We start from the raw sequence: 22,441 nt of genomic DNA on the forward strand, positions 1-22,441 counted from the left end.
CCAGGGCTGAACGGGTTCTGCGACCTTAGGCCGCCTTCAGCCCACGCAGCAGCAGCGCAAGCGTCGCATCGAGGCGCGCGGGGAGATCGGCGTCCTTCCATTCCTCGGCATGGGCCGGATGGTGGAAGCGGACGGTCGCATCGAAGATCGCGCGCGCGGTCACCTTGACGTCGCCCACGGCGAACTCGCCCTGCTGCACGCCGTCGGTCAGGATCGCGGCGATCTGGTCGATCATAGTGTCCTTGTGGCACTTGACGGCCGCGCAGGCCTCACGCGCCAGAGTCAGATAAGTCTCGAACATTTCAGGATCGTCGAGCACACGCGAACGCTTGGCCGCGAACAGCGTGCGCAGCCAGCGGTCGAGCCTGTCGGGCGCCGATCCCTGCTCCCTGGCGATCGCCAGCAGCGGGGCGTCGATGCGGTCCAGCCAGCGCTTGGCAACGGCCTCGCGCAGCGAGGCCTTGCTGGGGAAATGACGGTAGACGCTGCCGTGGCTCACATCGAGCGCACGGGCAACGTCGACCACGGTGGCCTTGGCAAGTCCGTAACGCCTGAGCACGTCCTCGGTGACTTCGAGGATCCGCTCCGGCGTCAAGACAACAGCTTCATTCATGCCAGCACCATGTTCCCGTTCAGGGCTCAGTTTACTCCGACAGTAGGGCTGCTTCCGAAGCGCCCTGGCCGGTCGTTTCGGAAAGCCTATGCCTTAATGCGGCAGTTTTGCAGCCTGCGCCGCGATCTGGCGCGCCACCAGCAAATTGAGCCAATGCCCAATCACGCCAGTGAAATTGAGGATTTCGGTCGTCATTGTCTAAGTCTCCATTCGTCCGCGGTCCCCGCTCTTCAATCCGCCCTCCGATCCGAGCGTGGCTCGGATGTCGGGCTCCCCGGGGCTTGTCGCGGGACGCCCAATCGGAGCGTCCGAGAACGGATATACACGTCCCGCTGACAGATTTCAATATCTGTCAGTCAATGATCCGTGATTGACAGTTAATATCTGCGGCCAGGCGCCGCCATCCCGGCCGGCCGGTCCGGTGGAAAGGTCGGCGATGCCCTTCTTCCGGGGCCCAGACCGTTTGTTTCGCCATGCCTGCTCTGTTACATCACGGCGTAAAAAGCATTTTGGCCGGCGCCGCCGTTCTCGGGACCGCCCGCCCACCTTCCTGGAGCCGCCCCATGATCCCCCGCTACACCCGCCCGGAAATGGCCTCGATCTGGGAGCCGCAGACCCGGTTCAAGATCTGGTTCGAGATCGAGGCGCATGCGGCGGACGCCCTCGCCGAGCTCGGGACCATCCCCAAGGAGGCCGCCCGGACGGTCTGGGCCAAGGCCAAGGACGCCATCTTCGACGTCGCCCGCATCGACGAGATCGAGCGCGAGACCAAGCACGACGTCATCGCGTTCCTCACCCACCTCGCCGAGATCGTCGGCCCCGAGGCGCGCTTCGTGCACCAGGGCATGACCTCCTCCGACGTGCTCGACACCTGCTTGAACGTCCAGCTCACCCGCGCCGCCGACCTGCTGCTCGCCGACCTCGACAAGGTGCTGGCCGCGCTGAAGAAGCGCGCCTTCGAGCACAAAGTGACGCCGACCATCGGCCGCAGCCACGGCATCCACGCCGAGCCCGTCACCTTCGGCCTCAAGCTCGCTTATGCCTATGCCGAATTCACCCGTGCCAAGGACCGTCTGATCGCGGCGCGCAAGGAGGTCGCGACCTGCGCGATCTCCGGAGCCGTCGGCACCTTCGCGCAGATCGATCCGCGCGTCGAAGAGCATGTCGCCAAGGCCATGGGACTCGTGCCGGAGCCGATCTCGACCCAGGTGATCCCGCGCGACCGTCACGCGATGTATTTCTCGACCCTCGGCGTGATCGCCTCCTCGATCGAGCGCATCGCCGTGGAGATCCGCCACATGCAGCGCACCGAGGTGCTGGAGGCCGAAGAGTTCTTCTCGGAGGGACAAAAGGGCTCGTCCGCCATGCCACACAAGCGCAACCCGGTGCTGTCGGAGAACCTCACCGGCCTCTCCCGCATGGTGCGCGCCTATGTGACGCCGGCACTGGAGAACGTCGTGCTCTGGCACGAGCGCGACATCTCGCACTCCTCGGCCGAACGCATGATGGGCCCGGACGCCACCGTGACGCTCGACTTCGCGCTGGTGCGCCTCGCCGGCCTGATCGACAAGCTGCTGGTCTATCCCGCCAACATGCAAAAGAACCTCGACCGCCTCGGCGGCCTCGTGCATTCGCAGCGCGTGCTGCTAGCACTGACCCAGAAGGGCGCCAGCCGCGAGGATGCCTACAAGCTCGTGCAGCGCAATGCCATGCCGGTCTGGCGCGGCGAAGGCGACTTCCTTCAGCTGCTGAAGAAGGACAGTGAGGTGAAGACATATCTCACCGACGCCGAGATCGAGGAGCAGTTCGACCTCGGCTATCACCTCAAGCACGTCGACGCGATCTTCAAGCGCGTGTTCGGGGAAGCGTAGGATCGTAGGGTGGGTTAGCCTTGCGGCCTGCGCGAAGCGCAGTCCGCTGGGCGTAACCCACCTCTTTCGCTCCCACGGAAACCGTGGTGGGTTACGCCCCGTGGATGCGCTTGCGCATCCACGGGGCTAACCCACCCTACAAACGACAACCAGAAAACGGATTCCCTCATGCCCATCGTCAATCGCGTCGCCGCCCTCTCCGACGAAATGGCCGCCTGGCGCCATGACTTCCACGAGAACCCCGAGCTGCTCTACGAAGTCCACCGCACCGCCGGCATCGTCGCCGATCGCTTGCGCGAATTCGGCTGCGACGAGGTGATGACGGGCATCGGCCGCACCGGCGTGGTCGGCGTGATCCGCGGCCGCAAGTCGGCCTCCGGCAAGACCATCGGCCTGCGCGCCGACATGGACGCGCTGCCGATCATGGAGACGTCGGGCGTGTCTTATGCCTCGAAGGTCCCCGGCAAGATGCACGCCTGCGGCCATGACGGCCACACCGCGATGCTGCTGGGCGCGGCCAAATATCTCGCCGAGACGCGCAATTTCGACGGCACGGCCGTGATGATCTTCCAGCCCGCCGAGGAAGGCGGCGGCGGCGGCAAGGCGATGGTCGAGGACGGACTGATGACGCGCTGGAACATCCAGGAGGTCTACGGCATGCACAACATGCCGAACCTGCCCGAGGGCCATTTCGCCACCACGCCGGGTGCGATGCTCGCCTCCTCCGACAACATCCAGATCACGGTCCGCGGCAAGGGTGGCCACGCCGGCGCCGGTCCGCACAAGTCGGTCGACAGCGTGCTGATCGGCTCGCAAATCGTGAACGCGCTGCAATCGATCGTGGCGCGCAACGTCGATCCGCTGAAATCGGCGGTGATCTCGATCACACAATTCCACTCCGGCACCGCCTTCAACATCATCCCGGAGGTCGCCGAGCTCGCCGGCACCGTGCGCACGCTCGACCCCGAAGTGCGCGATCTCGTCGAACGCCGCATCGGCGAAGTCGCCGACAGCATCGCCCGCGCCTATGGTGGCTCGGCCGAAACGAAATACACGCGGATGTATCCGGTGACGATGAACCATGCCCGCGAGGCCGCACTCGCCGCCGACGTCGCGCGCGACATCGTCGGCACTGAGCGCGTCAACGACAAGTTCGTCCCGATGATGGGCGCCGAGGACTTTTCGTTCATGCTGGAAGCACGCCCCGGCGCGATGGTGCTGGTCGGCATGGGCGACGGCAACGAGTGTCACCACCCGGCTTACGTCTTCAACGACAACATTCTGGGTCACGGCGCCTCGTTCTGGGCGCGGCTGGTGGAAACACGAATGCCTGCGGGGTAGCAGGCGGGCAATCACCAGCTCAGTTGCAGACTTCGACCATGCTGGTGCCGCCGCCGGCCGTTTGGCCGGCAGTCCTATTGCCCCACGTCTCGAGCCGACAACCCTGCCGGACCGGCCGGCATCCTGCACTGTTGCAAAAGACCTGACCGGTCGCCTGCGGTTTTGACGGCGCGGACTCGCTTGCCTTCCGCTCATGGTCTCGCGGTCTGGAATTCTCGCGCGTCGCAACCGGCTTCTTCTCCTGCACCTTTTCGCATTCGTTATCGTCGTTGACACGATAACCGGCCCGGCAGGTGATCTTCACGCATTGGTCGCCGTCGGCCTTGAATCCGAAATTGCACACCAGCGGACAGACCCGTCCCGGCTTGGCCTTCAAAGCATCGAGTGCGTCGACGCTGGCCAGCTTCACGTCGAACTTGGTGCCGGAATATTTGTTGAACAGCGTCAGCGAGCGCTGCGCGGCCGAGCTCCACTCGCTTTCCGCAGACGAGGTCAGGCAACCGACGCGGCGCAGTTCGCTTTGTACCGATTTGGAAAGCTCGGCCGCCGATAATGTGGATGTGGGTCCGGGCGAGAGCGCAGCCACTTTCTGGTTCTCGACTTCGGGCATCTGCCGATCGGCGGCCTGCTCCGCTTTCTCGGCGGCCTGCTTGGCCGCCAGCTCGGCCTTGGCCCTCTCTGCCGCCTGTTTCTCGGCCAGCGCTTTCGCGGCCGCCGCCTCGGCAGCCTTGCGCTGCTGCTCGGCCGCTTCCGCCCTGGCCTGTTCAATCTGCTTTTGCTTCTCCGCAGCGATTCGCGCCTCTTCAGCGGCCTTCGCAGCAGCAGCCGCCTTCTCCTGCTCGGCTTTCTGAGCGCGCTCGGCGATCAGCCTTGCCTTTTCCTGCTCGGCCGCCTTGGCCTTTTGCTCGGCAGCCACGCGCGTCTCTTCGGCGCCGATCTTGTTCAACTGTCCCTTGGCGAGGCTGGCATAGAAGCCGTCCGGATAGGTCGCCAAAAAGGCTTCCCAGGCATCGCGCGTCGCAAGCTGGAGCGCGAGCTCATAGTCCCTGCGAACCGCGTCCTGCGGGTTTGCCTGCGGACCGGTTGCGACCGGCTTCATTACGAGCGGCACGTCGTCGCCGCCGAGCGAGCCATAGACATAAGGCTCCTGCTTGTAGCCGGTTGTCTTGAGCACGTCGTCGCGCACGAAGCCGAACGCCTTGCGCAGATCGAGGCCTGGCTTCGGCAGGTGCTCGACCAGCGCCGTAGCAAACGGACTGTTGCGAGAATCGCCGTCAGATGCGGTCGAGCCGGCCTTCGCAGCGAAGGCAATCATCGTATTCGGGCTGGTTGGCTCGACCTTGGCGAGGCCGCGTCCGATCGCTCGCGACGCCAGCGTGCGCTTCATCGTCTTCGCGAAGGGGTTGTCGCGGCAGGCATCGAGGATGATCAGGCGCAGCTGTTTGGCCGGCTCGACCGCGAACAATGCGCGCTCGACAGGAATGGTTTCGTCGAGAACGTCGCCATCCGTCTCCAGCGTCGCGTCGGTCGGAATGAGATAATTGTTGCCGTCGAGCTCGATGCCGTGGCCGGCATAGTAGATCACCGCCATGTCCGCATCGCGTGACCTGCCGGCGAACTCGCGCAACATGCGCCTCATCTCGCTCGCACTGAGATCCAGCCTGACGTCGACGGAATCGAAGCCCGCCTTCTTGAACATGCCGCCAATCAGCGTGGCATCGTTCGCGGGATTGGTGAGCTTGGGCGCGCTCTTGTAGGCGGAATTGCCGATGACGAGCGCGACCCGCCGATCGGCGTGTGCCGATCCGCAGGCCAATAAGGTCGCAAAAATCAATAAACCAAATAGCCGAAACGGAATCACTGCAGCCCCCTCGGATGCAATTCCCTGAGACTATTCGGAGCGTCGATGAAAGCCAAATTTTTCTATGTGAGGCCCATCACATAAACTCCTCGATCGCGGCTTATAGCTAATGCAGTCAGCCCTCGCCCCGCAGGCGCGGACCTACGCCTGCACCACCTCGTGGCGCATCACGAAGGGTGCGAGCAGTGCGTGCACCTCCCCCTCCACCGCTTCGCGCTGCCCAGCCGGCAGGCCCGTCAGCGTCACGGTCGCGATCGAGCCGTGGCTGCCGTGCGGACCGACCTTCACCTTGCAATCGATGCCGCGCTCGACCAGCGGCGCCAGCACCTTGGTGAACACGCGTTCGGCCGCGTCCCAGCGCAGCTGCGGCTTGAACACCTTGCCGACGCCCGTCACCGGCATTGGATCGATCGGAATGACCTGCACAGGAACGGCGGCGCGCTCCGGCGTGCGCTCGCGCACCCAGGCTTCCAGCTCGCCCGGCTCAACCTTTGCGCCGGGCTTCAACTGCACGTAGCCTACCGGCAATTCGCCGGCGTAAGCGTCGGGCTGGCCAACCACCGCGGCGAAGCCGACGGCGGGATGGCGGAACATGATCTCCTCGATCGGCGCCGGATCGATGTTGTGGCCGCCGCGGATCACGAGATCCTTGGCGCGGCCGGTGATCCACAGATAGCCGTCGGCATCGAGCCGCCCGAGATCGCCGGAATTGACCCAGACCCCGTCGATGAAGGCACCCTTGTTGTGCTCGTCGTTGAGATAGCCGCCGAACACGCCGGGCCCGGCCATGATGACGACACCAATCTCGTCCGGCTTGCAGTCGCGGATCAGGCGGCCGTCGGCGTCGAGCTGCACGATGCGCACGCGCGCATAGGGCATGGGAAGGCCAACCGAGCCGAGCCGGATCGGCCGGCCCGGATAAGCGAGCGTGTGCACGCTCGAGGTCTCGGTCATGCCGTAGACCTCGACCACCGGCAGCTTCAGCGTCTCCTGAATCGCCGAGCCGACCGCGACCGGAATCGCCGAGCCGCCGCCGGCCGCATATTTCAGGCTCGAGATATCCGCGTTCCCAGGCGGCACCGCGAGCGTCGCTGCGAGCACGGTCGGCACGCTCGACAGAGCTTCAGGCTTGAAGCGCGCGACGAGCTGCCAGATGTTCTTCACCGCATTCGGGTTGCGCCAGCCGCTCGGCGACAGCACGACCAGCGAACCCCCGCCCGACAAAGTCGTCAGCACCTGCGTCAGAGATCCGCCGACGTGAAACAGCGGCATGCCGAACAGCAGATTGGCGCCGGGCTTGCCCTTCAACAGCAGATTGAGTGCCCAGGCCTGATAGACCTGGTTGGCATGCGTATGCCGCACCAGCTTGGGCCTACCCGTGGTGCCGCCGGTGTGGAAATAGGCTGCGATGTCGCTGCCGCGAATCTTGCGCCCGCTGACCAGCCGATCCGACGGCTGCTGCTTGATCAGGTCGCTGAAGGCGAAGATGCCATCGGCCGGATCGCCGCCGCCGAACACCTGCACGATGGCTTTCAGATGCTTCAGATGCGGGCGGATCTGCTCGACCTTCTGCCAGATGTCGGTGCCCGGCATCGGCCCGAGCGCCACCAGGATCTTGGTGTTCGCAGCTTCCAGGATTTCGGCGAGCTGGTGCGGCTCGAGCAGCGGATTGACGGGATTGGCGATGCCGGCGGCCTCGGCGCCGAACAGCGTGACGAACGCATCCGGCACCAAGGGCAGCATGAAGCTGATGACGTCGCCCTTCTCGGCGCCGAGCGCGTGAAACATGTTGGCGGCCTGGGTGACGCGCGCGATGAAATCGCGGTGCGTGACGACCAGCGGCGCGTCGGCGGGATCGGCATTTTGCAGGAACTGGATCGCCGCCCCGTCGGGATTGCGCTCGGCACCAAGCCTGATGGCGTCATAGGTGCTCTCGGCCGTGACGCGGTCGGCGTAGGGGACCTGCTCGAACGCCCGGACCTCCTCGTCCGTCAACAGTTCCGGATAGTCGTTGCCGATCAACCGATCGAGCGCGTGGATGCCCGCCATGAATTCCGTCCTCCCTCAGATGCATGTCCCCGCCGCCGTATCTTTTGACAGTTTGGTTCGGCGAGGTCTCGGCCGTGTTCGGCCGAGCCGGACCAGAATGATGGATGATTTGCCGTTCGTCCATTGCCTACCGGCTGCGCCACTTGAACCTCTGCGCCTGATCGAGGGACCAAGAACTGCCACTGAATTCACTCGCCAGCGCCCTGCCGCAAGACTCGAGGTCATCATGACGACGCCCCTGCGGAACCGGATCGCACGGCTGGTCGCTGCGTTCACTATGGTATCCGCGATCGCCCTGCCCGGTGCCTCGCTTGCCGACAGCCAGCTCGACAAGGTGCGGGTCAAGGTCGCCGCCTTCATCGCCGACAAGATGGAGAAGCTGGGCGGATCGCGGATCGTCTACAGGGTCGACACCGATGCCTTGCGGGAGGCGGTCGTCACGAATTGGCGCGACGACGTCTACAAGATTCTGCGCGAGGGCCGCATCGCGTTCTCCGGACTTGCGATCCGCGACGGCGGCGTCGACGTGAAGATCGCTGACGGCAAAGGCCGCGAACAGCTCACGCGCAAGCTCGTCGCGGCGGCGGAGGGGTTGCCGACACACGCGCTCAACGTCACCGACGCCGGCGACGGGCTGCTCAGGCTCGCGCCGACCGATGCCGCATCCGCCGCGCGGCTGCGCGATCTCGTCGAAGATTCCATCGCCATGATCGAGCAGCGCCTCAAGGACGCCGGCGTCAAGCTCGCCAGCGTCCAGCCCGAGGGAATGGACCGTATCCGCATCTTCCTGCCCGGATTGATGGAGCCCGAGCAAATCACCGCGATCTTCGCCAGGAAGGTCAAGGTCGGCTTCCGCCTGATCGACCTCTCGATGTCCGCAGAGCAGGCGCAATCGGGCACACCGCCGGCGGGCACGGAAGTCCTGCTCGGCTTCAAGGACAAGCTTCCTTATCTCGTCGCCAAGGACAGCGCCCTCGAGGGCGGCGAGATCAGCTATGCCGGCCCGGGATTGACCGGCGACAGCAAGGAGCCGATCGCATCGTTCCGCTTCAACGGCCGCGGCACGCGGCGCTTCGCCCATATCACGGCAGAGAATGTCGGAAAGCCTTTTGCCATCGTGCTCGACGACAAGGTGATCTCCGCGCCCGTGATCCGCGAGCCCATCACCGGCGGCTCCGGCCAGATTTCCGGCAATTTCACCCTGGAAGAGGCCAACAGCGTCGCCATGCTGCTGCGCGCCGGCTCTCTGCCGGGGCGGCTCGGCCTCGTCGAGCAGCGGGTCGTGCAACCCGCCGCCAAGCCGTAAACGAAGGTCGCTTCGGGCCCGTCAGCGACGCTCAAGCCCGCACGGCTGGCCCGAATCACGGGCCTGCGCGGCCGGACGCGCAACCAACGGGCAATTGCCGAAACGCCCGATCAGGCTAAAATTTGCCCCTTGCGGCACGATGGCCGGAAGCGTCATTCAAGCGGTCGTCATTCGATTTCGGCTATACGGGTGCCGACCAGGACTGAATGCCTTACGTGGGGTTAGTACCATGCCGTCCGGCAGCGCAGACGTTTCGTCGATCCTCGACCGCATCCTCGAAGCGGCCACGGACAACCTCAGGATCGCGAAAATCCTGGTCCAGATGGGGCTCGATCCCGACAGCGTCACCTACGAGGCGATCTTCAACCGGCTCCTGGAGATCTTCGTCCACAACATCACGCTCGCCAATCTGTTCGCCGTGGTCGGGGCGGTCTTCTTCGTCGCCACCCTCTTGATGCGGACAATGGTGCCGCTGCGCGTCGCCAACATGATCGGCTGCGCGTTCTTCGCTCTCTTCGGCGCGCTCTCCGCCAACGTCGCGACGTTCCTGCTCTATCTCCTGATGCTTCCGATCAACGCGCTGCGCCTGCGGCAGATGCTGAAGCTGGTCAAGAAGGCGCGCCATGCGGCCGAAGGGGACATGTCGATCGAATGGCTCAAGCCATTCATGACCGAGCGCAGATACCGGCGCGGCGACATCCTCTTCAAGATGCGTGACCCAGCCAACGAAATGTTCCTCACCGTCACCGGCAAGTTCCTGGTCAAGGAGATCAACGTCGAGATCGGCCCCGGGGCGCTGATGGGCGAGCTCGGCTTCCTCACGCCGGACAACCGGCGCACGGGGACGGTCGAATGCATCGAGGACGGCCAGGTGCTGACCATCACCTATGACCGGCTGCTCGAGATCTACTTCCAGGATCCGCAATTCGGCTATTACTTCCTGGTGCTGACCAGCCAGCGCCTGTTGCAGAACATCGATCGCCTGCAGAAGCAGCTGGCAACCGAGCGCGGGACCACCACCAACAGGATCGCGTGAGCGCCGCGCGGCCAATGTGACGCCGGGGATGACGACGCAGCGCGTCCGTGACACGAGACGCCCCCGGGTCTTTGCGGGATCGCCGCAAAATCGCCCTAAAAACCGAATGGTAACCATGCCGGGCTAGGGTGGCGACGTGACCAATTCTCCGACGATCCTGGTGTTCGATTCCGGCCTTGGCGGGCTCACGGTGCTCCGCGAGGTCGTGGCGGCGCGGCCCGACGCGCATTACGTCTACGTCGCCGACGACGCCTTCTTCCCCTATGGCCACCACAGCGAGGACGAGATCATCGCCCGCGTCGTGCCGCTGATGGGGGAGCTGATCGGCCGGCATAGTCCAGACCTCGTCGTCATCGCCTGCAACACGGCGTCCACCCTGGTCCTGTCTCACTTGCGCGCCACCTATTCCGTAGCCTTCGTCGGCACGGTGCCGGCGATCAAGCCGGCCTGTGCGCAGTCCAGGACCCGCCGCGTTTCGGTGCTCGGCACCAAGGGCACGGTGAAGCGCGAGTACACCAAGGCGCTGATCCGCGATTTCGCACAAGGATGCGAGGTGACGCTGGTCGGCTCGCCCGAGCTCGCTTCGCTGGCCGAAGCCGCGCTCGGCGGTAGCCCGATCAGCGACGAAGCCATCCTCGCCGAGCTCGCTCCCTGCTTCGTCGGCGACGCCTCGGATGCGAGCGCGCGCACCGACACTGTGGTGCTCGCCTGCACGCACTACCCGCTTCTGCTGGACCGGATGAAGAAGCTCGCGCCCTGGCCGGTCGACTGGATCGATCCGGCGCCCGCGATCGCCCGTCGCGTCTCCGACCTGCTCGGCCCGCCGACCGGCGGCATCGCGCAGTCCGGCGCCGAGATGATTTTTACATCGAACCGCGTGCATGGTCTCAGCGCCACGCTGACGCCGTTCTTCGGCGGACGCGCGGTGGCCTGAGCTTGCGCACTGGCGGCGCGCTGCTAGGCTTTGCCGTCGCCATCGTCCCGCAAGATTTTCCATGTCGGTCCCCGCAAAGCCGCTGAACCGCCTCCGCCAGCTCTGGCGCGAGGGTCGCCCCGCCTTCGGTGCGATCGCGACCATCCCGAGCGTGCAGATGGTGCAGATCATGGCGCGCTCGCTCGACTGGATCATCGTCGATCTCGAGCACGGCCCGATCGGATTGACCGAAGCCCACGCGATGATCGCCGCGACCACGGGCACGCCGTGCACGCCTCTGGTGCGGATCGCCGCCAACGAGCCGTGGCTGGCGAAAGCGCCGATGGACATCGGTGCCTTCGGCATCAACTTCCCGATGATCACGAGCCGCGCGGATGCCGAGAAAGCGGTGCGCAGCGTGCGTTACCCGCCGCGCGGCGATCGGCTCTGGGGTCCCTTCCACGCGCCGTTCCGCTGGGGCCAGTCGATGCCTGATTACATGGCCTCTGCCGACGACGAGATGATCTGTATGATCACGATCGAGCACGTCGATGCGGTCGATCGCATCGACGAGATCATGGCAACGCCCGGTATCGACGTCGCGGTCATCGGTCCCGGCGATCTCGCCACCTCCATCAACAAGCGCGGCCAGATGGATGATCCGCAATTGCTGGACCTGATCGCGCGCGCCGAGGCGGGCATCCTCAAGAGCGGGGTGCCGATCGGCGGGGTGGCGCGCACCGCCGATCAGGCCAATGCGCTGATCGACCGCGGCTACCGCGCGATTGCGCTGGGCTTCGACTGGTCGCTGTTCCAGCGCGGCATCATGGCGGCCTACGAGGGGGTCAGGCGCTGATCGGGCCGATCGACGCATGACCGACCGACGCGACCAAGAGCGCCTGATCGAGATATAAATCATTGAAAATGGATGATTTTTTGGTCTAAAGGGGGTCCATCTTTGGCGCTGCTCGGTGCGGCGAACCGACCGGCCCCAAGCGGGTTGGTTCGTGCTAGAGCGAGCAGGCGGGCCCCGCTCGTTGCACATATTTTGATCTTTTGATTTGGAACCGGAGGCCTATGCGCGGGACGCCCAAGACCATTTCGCTGCGTCGTCGTGTGATCTGCGACCTCATGCACGCCTCGAAGGGCGTACCTTTCGTTTCATTGGCCCGTTCGCTCAATATCCGCCCCCTGCTGGAGGCCCGCGCGGACGCGGCCGCGCCCGCCGGCTGGGCCGCGATGTTCGTCAAGGCTTTCGCCCTGGTTGCAAAGGACGAGCCGATCCTGCGCACCCTTTACGTCAAATGGCCCTGGCCGGCTCTGTATGAGCTTCCAAAGAGCGTGGCGACGGTCGCGATCGCGCGGGTCGAGGATGGCGAGGAATGCGTGCTGCTGCAGCGAATCGCGGGTCCCGAGGCTCTTTCGCTGGCAGAAGTCGATGCGGAAATCCGACGCGGCAAGACGGCCCCGATCGAGGATGTTCCGATGTACCGCAAGATCATGCGGGCGACCCGCCTGCCGTTGCCATTGCGGCGCCTGTCCTTGGCCATCGGTCTGAATTTCGGCCGTCAGCGCGGTAACTGGTTCGGCAGCTTTGCGGTAAGCTCGGTCGCCGCCTACGGCGGCGGCGAGCTCCACCCGATCACGCCGGGCCCCTTTGTCCTGAGCTATGGGCTGGTCGAGCCAGATCAGACCATCCATGTCGTGATCCGCTGGGACCACCGCGTCACCGACGCCGCCCCGATCGCGCGGGTCCTGACCCGGCTGGAACAGGTCCTGAACACTGAAATTGCTGCCGAATTGCGGGCGGCGGGGTCAAAGCCGGTCCGGGCGGTCAGGACATAACAATACCGTCGTCGCAGGTCCCGGAATGACAGGCTAAAGAATTGACAGCCAACCCCAAAGTCCCCTAAAAGCCGCCTGCTCGCGGGCCGATTTCGGCCCGCGAAGCGTTTCGCGACCCGTGGTCCTCTCCCTTAAGCTTTGGGGATCGGACCTGTCGGTGCCGGGATCATCCCGTCACACAGGAGGGCGCGTTTCCTCAAACCATGACCTGAAGAGGACGCGATGACTAAGCGCAGTGAGGCGAAGTACAAGATCGATCGCCGTATGGGCCAGAACATCTGGGGCCGCCCGAAGAGTCCCGTCAACCGCCGCGAATACGGCCCCGGCCAGCATGGCCAGCGCCGCAAGGGCAAGCTCTCCGACTTCGGCGTGCAGCTGCGCGCCAAGCAGAAGCTGAAGGGCTATTACGCCAACATCTCCGAGCGTCAGTTCCACGGCATCTATGTCGAGGCCAGCCGCCTCAAGGGTGACACCGGCGAGAACCTGATCGGCCTGCTGGAGCGTCGTCTCGACGCGGTCGTGTACCGCGCCAAGTTCGTCTCCACGATCTTCGCCGCACGCCAGTTCATCAACCACGGCCACATCAAGGTGAACGGCCGCAAGGTCAACATTTCGAGCTATCAGCTCAAGGTCGGCGACGTGGTCGAGGTCAAGGAAGCCTCCAAGCAGCTCGCCCACGTGCTCGAAGCCAGCCAGCTTCCCGAGCGCGAGGTCCCCGACTATCTCGAAGTCGACCACGGCAAGATGACCGCGAAGTACGCCCGCATCCCCGGCCTCTCCGACGTGCCGTTCCCGGTGCAGATGGAGCCGCATCTGGTCGTCGAATTCTATTCGCGCTGATAAGTTTCGGCAGATCGACATTCAAAAGGCTCCGGTTCTCCGGGGCCTTTTTGTTTGGTAGCATGTCATCGATGTCTCGCGCGGCCGACCAGTTCGCCAACACTCTGCCTTCTGCAACGCCGACTGAAGCGGCGCTTCGCGCGTGGGAGGCCCTCTCCCGCGCCGAGCAGATCTGCCGATATCAGGGGCTGTTCGCTCTGCCCGATTGCAATATCTTCACAGCAGACACGCCAGACGACATCCTCCTCGCCGCGCGACAGCGCGTCGCTCAACGTTCTCGTGGCTAGTACAGGTCATCGGGGCACGCACGCAATACGTCGCAATTGTTCGACTAGAGATGAGACACGCCATGCTCTACACCCCTCCCCCCGTCGATCCCAAGGCGCCGCCGGTGCGCATCAATCTGCTCTCGGACACGCAGACCAAGCCGACGGCAGGGATGCGGGAGGCGATGGCGCGGGCGGAAGTCGGCGACGAACAGGTCGGCGACGATCCGACCGTGAACGCGCTGTGCGAGCGCGTGGCCGATCTGCTCGGCAAGGAAGCTGCGGTCTACATGCCCTCGGGCACGATGTGCAACGTCACCGCCACGCTGGTGCATTGCCGCCCCGGCGACGAGATCCTCGCCCATGAGACCGCGCATATCATCGCGCGCGAAGGCGGCGCGCATGCCGCGATCGGCGGTTTCCAGGTCACCCAGCTCAAGGGCCCCGATGGCCAGTTCACGCCGGAGACTCTTCGCAAGGCGCTGCATCCGCGCACGCGGTACCAGCCGCCGCAGACCGTCGTCAGCGTCGAGCAGACCGCCAATATCGGCGGCGGCACGATCTGGAAGAAGGCGGTGCTCGACGAGATCGTCGCGATCGCCAGGCAGCACGACCTCGTCACCCATATGGACGGCGCGCGCCTGCTCAACGCCACGGTCGCGAGCGGCATCTCGCCACGCCACATGACCGCAGGCTGGGACTCGGCCTGGATCGACTTCTCCAAGGGCCTGGGCGCACCGATCGGCGGCGTGCTCGCAGGCTCGCGCGCCTTCATCGACGCGGTCTGGCAGTGGAAGCAGCGGCTCGGCGGCTCGATGCGGCAGGCCGGCATCTGCGCCGCAGCCTGCATCTACGCGCTCGACCACCACGTCGAGCGCCTGGCCGACGACCACGCCAATGCGCGCGCGCTCGCCCGCGGCCTGTCGCAGATCTCGGGCATGGAGGTGCAGGAGCCCGAGACCAATCTCGTGTTCTTCAAGCCCGACGGCGCCGGCATTCCCGGCGACAAGATGGTCGCCGCTCTCCGTCAGCGCGGCGTGACGCTCGCGATGATGGACGGCCGCATCCGCGCCTGCACGCATCTGGACGTCAATGCGAGCCAGATCGAGGAGACGATCGGCTACGTGCGAGAGATCGTGCGCGGGGCGTAAAGCTCAGCCCCGTAGCCCGGATGGAGCGCAGCGAAATCCGGGGATCTATACACGCGGTGAGGACGTCCCGGATTGCGCTTCGCTCCATCCGGCTACGCAAAGGGGGCGAGGTCTCACCGCCCCATCGCCTGATAGATCAGCGTCTTCAGCTCGAGCTGGATCCGGCCGCGCTGCGAGGGGGTCTGCACCATGAAGATTCCGAACAGGTCGTCTTCGGGATCGATGAAGAAGAAGGTGCCGCCAACGCCGTCCCAGCGATATTCGCCAAGCGGCCAGTTCGTGCCCGGCGGCACCGCGATACGCACGGCGAAGCCGAGGCCGTAGCCGCTGGTCTCACCCGGATAGTAGTGCTTGTCGCGCTCGACGCGGGTTTCGGGACCGATATGATCCCTCGCCATCAAGGCGATGGTTTCCCGCTTCAGATAACGTCGACCTTCAAGCGTGCCGCCGTTGAGCAGCATTTGCGAGAAGCGGGCATAATCGCCGACCGTGCCGACGAGGCCGCCGCCGCCCGACTCCCATCGCAGCGGTTTCCTGATATCGCGAACCTGCGTGATCGGGCTGATCGCCCGATCCTGCGGCATCGGCTCGGCGATACGCGGCCATTGGGCGGGATCGGCGACGTAGAACGCCGTGTCCTTCATCCCGAGTGGATCGAGCAGCCGCGTCTTCGCGAACTCGAGCAGCGATGTCCCCGAGATCAGTTCGATGATGCGTCCGAGCACGTCCGTGGAGTGACCGTAGTCCCAGATCGCTCCGGGCTGTTCGGCGAGCGGCAGCGCGGTGATCTTCGCGACCAGTTCGGCGTTGGTCGAATTCCTGTCGAACAGTCCGGCGTCGGCATAGAGCTTGTTCACCAGGTCCCCGCCATAATAGCCGTAAGGGATCCCGGCGGTATGCCGCATCAAATCCTCGATCGTCACCGGACGTTTGAGCGGCTCCAGCTCCAGCGAGACCTTGTTGTCTTCGGCCTTCTTCTCGACGCCGACCTTCATGCCGGCAAAGGCCGGAATGTATTTCGAGACGGGATCGCTGAGCGCAAGCCTACCCTCCTCGACCAGCATCATCGCCAGGACCGAGGTGATCGGCTTGGACATCGAATAGAGGCGGAAGATCGTGTCCGCGCTCATTGAAAGTTGGGTCGCGATGTCGCGGACGCCGAAATTCTCGCAGTAGACCGGCTTGCCGTGTTGCTGGAGCAGCAGAATCGCCCCCGGAAATTTGCCGGTCGCGATCTCGTTCCTGATGTAGTCGGAGACTTTTGCCAGGCCTTCGGGCGTGAATCTGTGCGCGCGGCCCTCCGAGCCCGCACGCGCACTTACGGCGCCGAACAAAAGAACGAGCGCCGCGAACAGCGCGCGGCGCCCGTTCATGTCACTTCTCCATGGCTTCATAAACCAGCTGCTTCAATGTCCGCTGCACGCGCTGGCGCTCGCTCGGGGTCTGCTGCAGCACCAGGAAGAACATGTCCTGCTTGCGATCAACCACCAAATAGCAACCGCTGGCGCCGTCCCATTTCAATTCCCCGAGATCTCCGGGCGGCGGAGGTTTGGCATTACCGGGATCGGTGCGCACGGCAAACCCAAGTCCCATGCCAAAACCGTCACCGGGAAAATAGAAGTAGTCCCGCTCAACGCCGGAGTCCTTGCCTGCATGGTCCGATGCCATTAGCTCAAACGTCTGCGGGCTGAGATAGGTCTTGCCCTCGAACGTTCCTCCATTGACCAGCATCTGCGCAAAGCGGGAAAAGTCCGCCATAGTCGAAACCATGCCGCCGCTGGCGGATTCCCACTTCTGGCGAACCTCAGTCCTGTACTCGCGGCCGACCCGGAAATTGCTGTCGTTCGGCAGCGGCTGGGCGAGCCGTTTCAGTCTCTCCGGTTCGGTGACGAAGAAGCCTGTATCGGTCATACCGAGCGGATCGAGCAGCTTTTCCTTCTCGAGTTCGAACAATGTCTTTCCGGACACGATTTCCATGATCCGCGCCAGAATGTCAGTGGAATGGCCGTACTGCCAGAGTGCGCCGGGTTGATTGTGCAGCGGCAGCTTGGCGATCCGCTCGGCGAACTCGGCGAGATCGAATTCGCCCGCGTAGATGCTAGCGTCGCGATAGGCCTTGCGAACCAGACTATCGCCGTAGAAACCGTAGGTTATCCCGGAGGTATGGCGCATCAGATCGAGAATGGTAATGGGCCGGGCCAGTGGTACCAGCTCGAGCGTCTTGGTGCCGTCCTCGGCCTTCTTCTCCTCACCGACCTTCACATTTGCAAAGGAGGGAATGTATTTCGAAACGGGATCGTCGAGCTTGATCTTTCCGTCTTGGATCAGTTGCATCGCCACAACGGAGGTGATCACCTTGGTTAGCGACGACAGGCGGAAGATGGTCTTGTCCGTGATCGGAGCCTTGCTGACCACGTCCTGCACGCCGAAGACTTCGTGATAGACCGGCTTGCCATGCTGCTGGATCAGCACGTTTGCACCGGCGATCTTGCCGGTCGCGACCTCGTTCTTGAAGAAGTCGGTGATCCTGCCGAGCTTCTCCTGATTGAAATGCGCGCCGGCCGGAATCTCGTAAGTGCCCTCCGCGTGCGCCGGCGACATCGCGGCAAGCGACACCAACACGCCGCAGGCGAGCGCACGCAGTCCAAATTGTGAAATCATATCCCCTCCCCGGAACATGGCGCTTCGGAGTGTACCGACCGCGTCATCAGGCACAAGGGCTGCCGTACCGCGCCAAGACATCCGAATGGAGGGCGGCGCTTGCCTCCGAGAAACAACAAAATATGACGTGCGCAACCAGCGGCGCAGCAGGCAGGGCTTCGATGGCGGCATGGACCGCGATCTTTGCCGCCTGGTCGGCAGGAAAACGATATACGCCGGTCGAGATCGCGGAGAACGCCAGCGAAGTCAGCCCATTGGCCTGGGAGAGCTCCAGCGCACGGCGGTAACAGGAACGAAGTGCCGCCGCCTCGCCGCGAGTGCCGCCGTGCCAGACCGGACCGACGGCATGGATCACGTATCGGGCGGGCAGACGATAGCCCTTCGTGATCTTGGCATCGCCGGTCGGGCATCCCCCGAGCGTCTGACATTCGGCGAGAAGCTCGGGACCAGCGGCGTCATGGATCGCGCCATCCACGCCGCCCCCGCCAAGGAGCGACGTGTTCGCGGCGTTGACGATGGCGTCAACGCCGAGTGTGGTGATATCGGCGACGATGACCTCGAGCTCCGCGCCGCCAATCCGGCGCGTCAGCACGGTCACGTGTCAGGCCGCGACGACGACGCCCTTCTCGGAGAAGAGCTGCTGCAATTCGCCGGCCTGGAACATCTCACGGACGATGTCGCAACCGCCGATGAACTCGCCCTTCACGTAGAGCTGCGGGATGGTCGGCCAGTTCGAATATTCCTTGATGCCGTTGCGCAGCTCGGCGGATTCGAGAACGTTGAGCCCCTTATAGCCGACACCGATATGGTCGAGGATCTGGACCACCTGGCCGGAGAAACCGCACTGCGGAAATTGCGGTGTCCCCTTCATGAACAGAACCACGTCGTTCGACTTCACTTCATTGTCGATGAATTCCGCGATGCTCATATCCGTGTCCTTCTGGGGCAGAGCCCTCACCAATTGCTTCGGGCGGGCTCAGCCGATTTAACCCGATACCTGCCCATATATGTAGCCCAAACCGTTGTGCATCCAAAGTAAAATGGCGGCGACGGGTCCCCGGCGGCCGGATTGACCCCAGCCGGGTCCATAGGCTGATGACATCAATATCATCGCCGCAGAGGACTTTCATACCGTAACGGAGCCCCTATCTAGGACGAACCCTGTTCATGGAACCGGGTCGTGCGAACAACGTTCTCTTGTCCTGTCTGGAGAAAAACGTGACGAAACAAGCCTCAGCCACGGCCTCCCTGCGTTCGTCACCGTCCTCCCGCGAGGACGAACTCGCCCAGCGGCTGGAAGCGGCGTTCTCGACTGTCCGCAATGAGACCGAACGCCGGGCCGCACCGCTATCGCCCGAGGACCAGCAGATCCAGTCCATGCCGGATGCCAGCCCGACCAAATGGCACCGGGCCCATACGACCTGGTTCTGGGAGCAATTCCTGCTCGGCGAGCATGCTGCGGGCTACCGGCCCTTCCACCCCGATTTCGCGTTCCTGTTCAATTCCTACTACGTCAGCGCCGGCCCGCGACATGCTCGCAATCATCGCGGCGACATCACCCGCCCCAGCGCCGACGAGGTCGGCGCCTATCGCAAATACGTCGATACGGCCGTCAGCAAATTCTTCCGCGAGGCGGGCGCGGACAAGCTCCGCGCAATCGCGCCGCTGGTCGAGGTCGGGCTCAATCACGAGCAGCAGCATCAGGAGCTGATGTTCACCGACATCCTGCATGCCTTTGCGCAGAACCCGATCTATCCGGCGTATGACCCGGCCTGGCGCTTCCCGGCCGCAACGCGCGGCGGCGATGACTGGCTGACGCTGAACGAAGGCATCCACACCGTCGGCCATGTCGACGACGGCTTTCATTTCGACAACGAGAAGCCGGCGCACCGCGCCCTGGTCGGTCCGGTCAGGATCGCCCGCAATCTGGTCACCAATGCCGAGTGGCTCGCCTTCATGCAGGACGGCGGCTACCGGACCGCAACCCTGTGGCTGATGGACGGCTTTGCCGCGGCCAGCAAGGAAGACTGGCAAGCCCCCGGCTATTGGCGCGAGGTCGACGGCGCATGGCAGGTGATGACGCTGGCCGGCCTCAAGCCGGTCGATCCGGACGCGCCGGTCTGCCACATCAGCTATTACGAAGCGGATGCGTTCGCGCGCTGGTCCGGAAAACACCTGCCGACCGAGATGGAATGGGAGGTCGCGGCCCGCGCTGGCCAGCTCAACGACGCCTTCGGCCTCGTCTGGCAATGGACCCGCAGCTCCTACGCGCCCTACCCCGGCTATCGCGCCGTCGAAGGCGCGCTCGGCGAGTACAACGGCAAGTTCATGGTCAACCAGCTGGTGCTGCGCGGCTCCTCGCTTGCAACTCCGCAGGGCCACAGTCGTACCACCTATCGCAACTTCTTCTATCCGCACCACCGCTGGCAGTTCACCGGGTTGCGGCTTGCCGATTACGACTAAGTATTCCGACGACAGATGCGCGCCGGACAGCGCGTTCAGGAGAGTATCATGAATGTGCACGCCAGCGCTTTGGCCGAGGCCCATCTTCCCGACGAGCAGACCACCGCCTTTGCCCGCGAGGCCATCGAGGACCTCTCGCAGCAGCCGAAAAAGCTGTCGCCGAAATACTTCTACGACGCGACCGGATCGGAGCTGTTCGAGGCGATCACCACTCTGCCGGAATATTATCCGACGCGCACCGAGCTATCGATCCTGAAGGAGCGCGGAAGCGAGATCGCAAGCATCATCCCGGAGCACGCCGCGCTGGTCGAGTTCGGCGCCGGCGCGACCACGAAGGTGCGCCTGCTGCTCGATCATTGCAAATTCGCAGCCTATGTCCCCGTCGACATCTCCGGCGACTTCCTGAAGGCACAGGCGAGCGGCCTGAAGCGGGATTTCCCGGCGCTCGGCATCTATCCGGTGGCGGCCGATTTCACGACGCCGTTCGAGCTGCCCAAGCAGGTTGCATCCATGCCGAAGGTCGGCTTCTTCCCCGGCTCGACCATCGGCAATTTCGAGCCGCAGGAAGCGCAGGCCTTCCTGAGAAGCGCGCGCAAGATCCTCGGCAAGGGCGCGCAGATGATCATCGGCGCCGATCTCGAGAAGGACGAGCGGATCCTCTTCGACGCCTATAACGATGCGGCCGGCGTCACCGCGCGCTTCAACCTCAATGTGCTGGTGCGCATCAACCGCGAGCTCGGCGGCAATTTCGACCTGTCCGCCTTCACCCATCGCGCGATCTACAACCGCGAGCGGCACCGCATCGAGATGCACCTGATCAGCAGGAAGAGCCAGACCGTGCGCCTGCTGGGCACCAGCTTCTCGTTCCGCCCGGGCGAAAGCATCCACACAGAGAACAGCTACAAATACAGCATCGCGCGTTTTGCCGCGCTGGCCCAGGGCGCGGGCTGGCGGGTCCGCGAGAGCTGGACGGATGCGGCGAAGATGTTCTCGGTGCACGCGCTGGAGGTCGCGGAGTAAGGCCGGGCTTCAATGCTCCCCGGCCTCCTCCACCTTCGACCCCAGCGACACCGACTCCCACACCGCCACTACGATTAAGATGGCGCTCGTCGCCATTGACAGCCACAGCGGCGACAGTTCCGACGCGAACCACCACAGCACCAGCAGCAGGATGATGCCGATGCCGTGCGAGAGCTGGAGGAAGCCGCGGACCGCGTGCTTGAACAGGATGGTGCCGATCAGAAACACCAGCGGGCCGCCGATCGTGCTCAGAACCGTGCGGGCGTCGGAATGGCCGGACGGATGCTTCAGCACCAGTTCGTCCGAGACCGCGGTCAGGATGATGCCGGCGATGATCGGCATATGCAGATAGGTGTAGGCGAGCCGCGCCAGGCGGCCGGACTCGCTTGACTTCGAGATCCGCTCCAAGCCGGCCTCCGCGCCCTTGTGGAAATAGATCCACCACATCGCGATGGCGCCGACCAGCGCTGAGACGAAGGCGAGAATGTTGCTCGCGGTCCACTCCAGTTCAGCGAAGGTCGCGCCGTTGACGATAATGGCCTCGCCGAGCGCGATGATGACGAATAGACCGCAACGCTCGGCCATATGGCCGCCTTCGACCGCCCAGGCCTCAACGGAAGAAAAGCCCAGCTTCGGCACCCAGAACCGCGCGGCCGGCGAGATGTATTCCCAGGTAACCGCCGCGATCCACAGCCATAGCCGCCTCTCGCCCTCGGCCAGGCCGCCCGCGATCCACAACGCCGCGGAGATCGACAGCCAGGTCAGGATGCGGATTGCGTTATGCCGCACCGCTGTTCGATGCAGCGGCGTTGCGAGCAGCCAGAACGCGGTACGCCCCACCTGCATGGCCGCATAGGCAATCGCGAACCACAGGCCACGGCCCTCGAAGGCGGTCGGGATCGTGGTCGACAGCACGAGGCCGCCCAACATCATCGCAAAGAGCAGGAGCCGGACCGGGGTCAGCTCGGGATTGAGCCAGTTGGTAACCCAGGCGGTGAAAACCCACAGCCACCACACCGCGAGAAACAGCACCGCGACGTGCACGGCGCCGAGCGGCGTGAAATGGTGCAGCAGCGTGTGCGATATCTGCGTGACGGCGAAGACGAAGACAAGGTCGAAGAACAGCTCGACGAAAGTGACGCGGCTGTGCTGGTTCGGCACAATGACGCGGAACATCGCGCCGTGCGGATTGTCCGCAGCCATCA

20 protein-coding genes are annotated in these 22,441 nt (G+C 64.3%); 12 read left to right on the forward strand and 8 right to left on the reverse strand.

Annotated features, from left to right (window positions below; genetic code table 11):
- Positions 1–25 precede the first annotated feature (25 nt).
- Positions 26–613 carry a TetR family transcriptional regulator gene (locus I6F36_RS04985; protein ID WP_036012895.1) on the reverse strand — a complete coding sequence of 196 codons (588 nt, stop codon included), beginning with the start codon at positions 611–613 and terminating at the stop codon, positions 26–28.
- 563 nt (positions 614–1,176) lie between these two features.
- Here I6F36_RS04985 and purB point away from each other — a divergent pair.
- Positions 1,177–2,484, forward strand: coding sequence for an adenylosuccinate lyase (purB, locus tag I6F36_RS04990; protein WP_225171059.1), 1,308 nt, complete (start codon positions 1,177–1,179; stop codon positions 2,482–2,484).
- 168 nt (positions 2,485–2,652) lie between these two features.
- Positions 2,653–3,825 (forward strand): M20 aminoacylase family protein, encoded by a 1,173-nt coding sequence (locus tag I6F36_RS04995; protein ID WP_225132714.1) that lies wholly within the window; start codon positions 2,653–2,655, stop codon positions 3,823–3,825.
- A 19-nt stretch (positions 3,826–3,844) separates the two neighbouring features.
- Here the strand turns inward: I6F36_RS04995 and I6F36_RS05000 are convergent, their stop codons facing one another.
- Complete coding sequence (locus tag I6F36_RS05000; protein ID WP_225132715.1) at positions 3,845–5,686, reverse strand: caspase family protein; 1,842 nt, start codon at positions 5,684–5,686, stop codon at positions 3,845–3,847.
- Positions 5,687–5,827: 141 nt separating this feature from the next.
- The gene (locus tag I6F36_RS05005; RefSeq protein ID WP_225171060.1) at positions 5,828–7,735 is read right to left on the reverse strand and encodes an acyl-CoA synthetase; all 1,908 of its coding nucleotides are present in this window, start codon (positions 7,733–7,735) and stop codon (positions 5,828–5,830) included.
- 226 nt (positions 7,736–7,961) lie between these two features.
- Between I6F36_RS05005 and I6F36_RS05010 the strand changes: the two genes are divergently transcribed.
- The 8 genes from I6F36_RS05010 (at position 7,962) to I6F36_RS05045 (ending at position 15,092) form a co-directional block, all read left to right on the forward strand.
- Positions 7,962–9,041 carry a preprotein translocase subunit SecD gene (locus I6F36_RS05010; protein ID WP_225171061.1) on the forward strand — a complete coding sequence of 360 codons (1,080 nt, stop codon included), beginning with the start codon at positions 7,962–7,964 and terminating at the stop codon, positions 9,039–9,041.
- A gap of 229 nt (positions 9,042–9,270) precedes the next feature.
- The gene (locus I6F36_RS05015; protein ID WP_036012905.1) at positions 9,271–10,077 is read left to right on the forward strand and encodes a Crp/Fnr family transcriptional regulator; all 807 of its coding nucleotides are present in this window, start codon (positions 9,271–9,273) and stop codon (positions 10,075–10,077) included.
- A 136-nt stretch (positions 10,078–10,213) separates the two neighbouring features.
- Positions 10,214–11,011 carry a glutamate racemase gene (gene murI / locus I6F36_RS05020; RefSeq protein ID WP_225132718.1) on the forward strand — a complete coding sequence of 266 codons (798 nt, stop codon included), beginning with the start codon at positions 10,214–10,216 and terminating at the stop codon, positions 11,009–11,011.
- Between the two features lie 61 nt (positions 11,012–11,072).
- Entirely contained in the window at positions 11,073–11,846 is a 774-nt protein-coding gene (locus I6F36_RS05025; RefSeq protein ID WP_109143236.1) for an HpcH/HpaI aldolase/citrate lyase family protein, read from the forward strand.
- Positions 11,847–12,067: 221 nt separating this feature from the next.
- Complete coding sequence (locus I6F36_RS05030; RefSeq protein WP_036012914.1) at positions 12,068–12,835, forward strand: acyltransferase; 768 nt, start codon at positions 12,068–12,070, stop codon at positions 12,833–12,835.
- A gap of 222 nt (positions 12,836–13,057) precedes the next feature.
- Positions 13,058–13,675 carry a 30S ribosomal protein S4 gene (gene rpsD, locus I6F36_RS05035; protein WP_036012915.1) on the forward strand — a complete coding sequence of 206 codons (618 nt, stop codon included), beginning with the start codon at positions 13,058–13,060 and terminating at the stop codon, positions 13,673–13,675.
- A 71-nt stretch (positions 13,676–13,746) separates the two neighbouring features.
- Positions 13,747–13,962 carry a hypothetical protein gene (locus tag I6F36_RS05040; RefSeq protein WP_225132719.1) on the forward strand — a complete coding sequence of 72 codons (216 nt, stop codon included), beginning with the start codon at positions 13,747–13,749 and terminating at the stop codon, positions 13,960–13,962.
- 62 nt (positions 13,963–14,024) lie between these two features.
- Entirely contained in the window at positions 14,025–15,092 is a 1,068-nt protein-coding gene (locus I6F36_RS05045; protein WP_225132720.1) for a low specificity L-threonine aldolase, read from the forward strand.
- Positions 15,093–15,205: 113 nt separating this feature from the next.
- Here I6F36_RS05045 and I6F36_RS05050 read toward each other — a convergent pair whose 3' ends face one another.
- The 4 genes from I6F36_RS05050 to grxD are packed head-to-tail and all read right to left on the reverse strand — an operon-like array spanning position 15,206 to position 18,681.
- On the reverse strand, positions 15,206–16,465 hold the full coding sequence (locus tag I6F36_RS05050) for a serine hydrolase (protein WP_225171062.1): 1,260 nt from the start codon (positions 16,463–16,465) through the stop codon (positions 15,206–15,208).
- A 1-nt stretch (position 16,466) separates the two neighbouring features.
- Positions 16,467–17,753, reverse strand: a complete 1,287-nt coding sequence (locus I6F36_RS05055; protein ID WP_074448243.1) for a serine hydrolase — start codon at positions 17,751–17,753, stop codon at positions 16,467–16,469.
- Between the two features lie 46 nt (positions 17,754–17,799).
- Positions 17,800–18,351 (reverse strand): O-acetyl-ADP-ribose deacetylase, encoded by a 552-nt coding sequence (locus tag I6F36_RS05060; protein WP_109143232.1) that lies wholly within the window; start codon positions 18,349–18,351, stop codon positions 17,800–17,802.
- Positions 18,352–18,354: 3 nt separating this feature from the next.
- Positions 18,355–18,681: a Grx4 family monothiol glutaredoxin gene (gene grxD, locus I6F36_RS05065; protein ID WP_018647423.1), complete on the reverse strand. Its 327-nt coding sequence runs from the start codon at positions 18,679–18,681 to the stop codon at positions 18,355–18,357.
- A 239-nt stretch (positions 18,682–18,920) separates the two neighbouring features.
- Between grxD and egtB the strand changes: the two genes are divergently transcribed.
- Together egtB and egtD are read left to right on the forward strand one after the other, a co-directional pair.
- On the forward strand, positions 18,921–20,216 hold the full coding sequence (gene egtB, locus I6F36_RS05070) for an ergothioneine biosynthesis protein EgtB (protein ID WP_192893155.1): 1,296 nt from the start codon (positions 18,921–18,923) through the stop codon (positions 20,214–20,216).
- A 48-nt stretch (positions 20,217–20,264) separates the two neighbouring features.
- The gene (gene egtD / locus I6F36_RS05075) at positions 20,265–21,236 is read left to right on the forward strand and encodes an L-histidine N(alpha)-methyltransferase (protein ID WP_225132723.1); all 972 of its coding nucleotides are present in this window, start codon (positions 20,265–20,267) and stop codon (positions 21,234–21,236) included.
- A 9-nt stretch (positions 21,237–21,245) separates the two neighbouring features.
- On the opposite strand, the gene I6F36_RS05080 is transcribed toward egtD, so the two are convergent.
- On the reverse strand, positions 21,246–22,439 hold the full coding sequence (locus tag I6F36_RS05080; RefSeq protein ID WP_192893417.1) for a low temperature requirement protein A: 1,194 nt from the start codon (positions 22,437–22,439) through the stop codon (positions 21,246–21,248).
- Positions 22,440–22,441 lie beyond the last annotated feature (2 nt).

Origin of the sequence: Bradyrhizobium sp. BRP19 (genome assembly GCF_020194195.1) — a bacterium.
GTDB lineage: Bacteria > Pseudomonadota > Alphaproteobacteria > Rhizobiales > Xanthobacteraceae > Bradyrhizobium > Bradyrhizobium yuanmingense.

What these genes read in the sequence shown, in the direction of transcription:
- egtB (WP_192893155.1), top strand. Translation starts at nt 18,921, where the DNA reads ATGGAACCGGGTCGTGCGAACAACGTTCTCTTGTCCTGTCTGGAGAAA.
- I6F36_RS05005 (WP_225171060.1), bottom strand. Translation starts at nt 7,735, where the DNA reads ATGGCGGGCATCCACGCGCTCGATCGGTTGATCGGCAACGACTATCCG.
- I6F36_RS05025 (WP_109143236.1), top strand. Translation starts at nt 11,073, where the DNA reads ATGTCGGTCCCCGCAAAGCCGCTGAACCGCCTCCGCCAGCTCTGGCGC.
- I6F36_RS05050 (WP_225171062.1), bottom strand. Translation starts at nt 16,465, where the DNA reads ATGAACGGGCGCCGCGCGCTGTTCGCGGCGCTCGTTCTTTTGTTCGGC.
- I6F36_RS05030 (WP_036012914.1), top strand. Translation starts at nt 12,068, where the DNA reads ATGCGCGGGACGCCCAAGACCATTTCGCTGCGTCGTCGTGTGATCTGC.
- I6F36_RS05055 (WP_074448243.1), bottom strand. Translation starts at nt 17,753, where the DNA reads ATGATTTCACAATTTGGACTGCGTGCGCTCGCCTGCGGCGTGTTGGTG.
- I6F36_RS05080 (WP_192893417.1), bottom strand. Translation starts at nt 22,439, where the DNA reads ATGGCTGCGGACAATCCGCACGGCGCGATGTTCCGCGTCATTGTGCCG.
- grxD (WP_018647423.1), bottom strand. Translation starts at nt 18,681, where the DNA reads ATGAGCATCGCGGAATTCATCGACAATGAAGTGAAGTCGAACGACGTG.
- I6F36_RS05040 (WP_225132719.1), top strand. Translation starts at nt 13,747, where the DNA reads ATGTCTCGCGCGGCCGACCAGTTCGCCAACACTCTGCCTTCTGCAACG.
- rpsD (WP_036012915.1), top strand. Translation starts at nt 13,058, where the DNA reads ATGACTAAGCGCAGTGAGGCGAAGTACAAGATCGATCGCCGTATGGGC.
- purB (WP_225171059.1), top strand. Translation starts at nt 1,177, where the DNA reads ATGATCCCCCGCTACACCCGCCCGGAAATGGCCTCGATCTGGGAGCCG.
- I6F36_RS05045 (WP_225132720.1), top strand. Translation starts at nt 14,025, where the DNA reads ATGCTCTACACCCCTCCCCCCGTCGATCCCAAGGCGCCGCCGGTGCGC.
- I6F36_RS05015 (WP_036012905.1), top strand. Translation starts at nt 9,271, where the DNA reads ATGCCGTCCGGCAGCGCAGACGTTTCGTCGATCCTCGACCGCATCCTC.
- I6F36_RS05010 (WP_225171061.1), top strand. Translation starts at nt 7,962, where the DNA reads ATGACGACGCCCCTGCGGAACCGGATCGCACGGCTGGTCGCTGCGTTC.
- egtD (WP_225132723.1), top strand. Translation starts at nt 20,265, where the DNA reads ATGAATGTGCACGCCAGCGCTTTGGCCGAGGCCCATCTTCCCGACGAG.
- I6F36_RS04985 (WP_036012895.1), bottom strand. Translation starts at nt 613, where the DNA reads ATGAATGAAGCTGTTGTCTTGACGCCGGAGCGGATCCTCGAAGTCACC.
- I6F36_RS04995 (WP_225132714.1), top strand. Translation starts at nt 2,653, where the DNA reads ATGCCCATCGTCAATCGCGTCGCCGCCCTCTCCGACGAAATGGCCGCC.